Annotated in this window: 2 protein-coding genes; both read right to left on the bottom strand. The window is 76.0% G+C overall.

Translation table 11 applies throughout. The features are described from left to right. Positions 1-277: 277 nt before the first annotated feature. Positions 278-1,294 (bottom strand): hydroxyacid dehydrogenase, encoded by a 1,017-nt coding sequence (locus tag DW299_RS04945; RefSeq protein ID WP_136035910.1) that lies wholly within the window; start codon positions 1,292-1,294, stop codon positions 278-280. Beyond that, the coding region (locus DW299_RS04950) for a dihydrodipicolinate synthase family protein (RefSeq protein WP_136035911.1) at positions 1,291-2,037 on the bottom strand (747 nt) is incomplete at its 5' end. The genes DW299_RS04945 and DW299_RS04950, both read right to left, overlap by 4 nt.

A 2,037-nucleotide genomic window follows, 5' to 3' on the forward strand; every position in this document is an offset into this window, starting at 1 on the left:
CTCCGCGCTCGGGGCGGCCGCCGCCGCGACACCGCCGAGCGCGGCGGCACCGAACCCGGCGAGCAGCATGCGCCTGCTGCGCAGCGCGGCGGTCTCGGTCATCTCCTGCTGGGTCATGCTCATCCTCCTTGCGGCGTCGTCGCCGCGGTCAGGCGTCCGGCCGTCCGGCCGAGCCGCGTCCTCCCTCGAGTCCCCCGACCCCAGCACCCCGGGCTCCCGCCCGGACGATCCACCCCGCGTCAGCCGGCGGGGTCGTCCCCGCGCGCGATCGCCGCGGTCATGCCATCCACGCCAGCGCGGCGCGATCCACCGTGTGGGCGAGCGGTCGGCCCTCGAAGAACGCCGCGACCTCGTCCGCCACGATCCGGCCCTGCCGTAGCCGCCCCTCGTGGGTGCCGGCGGCGCGATGCGGCGTCACGAGCACCCCGGGGAGCGTGCGGAACGGGCTGTCGGCGCCGAACGGCTCCTCGTCGAACACGTCCACCGCGGCGCTCAGGCGGCCCGTACGCACCTCGTCGATGAGCGCGGCCTCGTCCACCAGCCACGAGCGGGCCGTGTTCACCAGCCCCGCGCCGTCGGGCATCAGCGCGAGCTCCCGCCGACCGAGGAGGTGATGCGTCTCGGGCAGCGTCGGCGCGTGCACCGCGACGATGCGGGCGCGACGAAGCGCCTCGTCCAGCGGCACCAGCTCCGCACCGAGGGCGGCGGCCTCGGCGGCGTCGATCGTGGGATCCACCAGCAGCGGCTCCGCGCCCAGCGCCGAGATCAGCGGCAGGTACGCACGACCCGTCCGCGACGCGCCGATCACCGCGATGGGCGCCCCGAGGATCTCGTGCTGCGTGCCCACCGCGGCCGCGTCGTACCAGCCGCCCGCACGCACCCCGTGCGACAGCTCGGGCAGCCGGTGCAGCAGCGCGAGCGTGAAGGCGAGCGACACCTCGGCGACCGGGCGGGCCATGGCGTCGCCCGCCTGGGTCACCGCGACGCCCCGGTCGAACAGCTCCCCGGCCGCGAACGCCTTGACGGACGCGCCCGTGTGCGCCACGAGCTCCAGCGCCGGAAGGCGCGCGAGCAGGGCGGGGTCGAACGGCGGGGCACCCCAGCTCGTGATCACGACCCGTGCCCCGCGCAGCTCGGCGGGGTCGAGGTCGTCGAGCGACTCGACCCGCACGAACCTCCCGCCCGCGGCGGCCGCGGCACGGTGCAGGCGCTCGAGGTCGGCGGGCGCGAAGAACTCCGCCGACAGCGCCTCCGGAACCGCCGCCACGACGACCGCGGGCGCCGCGGCGCTCATCGCAGCCAGTCCTCGAGGTGCGCGGCGATGAACGCGTCGTCGTTCAGGGCCGGGTAGGCACGGCGCACCCGGGCGATCTCCTCCGCCTGCCCTGGCGAGAGCCCCTCGGCCGGGTCGAGGCACCACGTGCCGTCGAGCAGGCCCTGCTGGCGCAGCATCTCGTGCACGCCCGCGATCACGCCGTGGAAGTCGTTGCCCGGGTCGAACACCGCCTGGTTCACGTCGACCATGTCGGAGGCCAGCAGCCCCAGCTCGCGGTACGCCTCGGCGTCGCCGTCCATCGCCTGCCGCGCCCGCTCCAGCAGCGCGACGGCCGCCCGCGTGCCCACGGCCCACTGGCCGAGCAGCCCGCCGACGAAGCGCAGCGTGCGCGGGCCGGACGGCGAGTCCACGTGGAACTCCGACAGCAGGTCGGCGACGATCGCGTCGTCGTTTCCGGTGTACAGGGCGATGTCGTCGGCGCGACCGGACGCCGCCACCCCGCGCACCAGCTCCAGCGTGCGGTAGCGGTCGAACGGCGCGGCCTTCACCGCGACCACAGAGGGGATCGACGCGAACTCGCGCCAGAAGTCCCGGCCGAGCACGGGCCCGCCGATCGCGGTCTGCAGGTAGAAGCCCACCACGGGCAGCACCTCGCCGACGGCGCGGGCGCGTTCGAGCAGGGCACGCTCGTCGGCGCCCGCGACGCGGGGACTCACCAGCACGGCGTCGTACCCCAGCCCGCGCGCGAGCTCGGCCTCGGC

This window comes from Microbacterium sp. K35, assembly GCF_004794375.1.
GTDB lineage: Bacteria > Actinomycetota > Actinomycetes > Actinomycetales > Microbacteriaceae > Microbacterium > Microbacterium sufflavum.

What these genes read in the sequence shown, in the direction of transcription:
- DW299_RS04945 (WP_136035910.1), bottom strand. Translation starts at nt 1,294, where the DNA reads ATGAGCGCCGCGGCGCCCGCGGTCGTCGTGGCGGCGGTTCCGGAGGCG.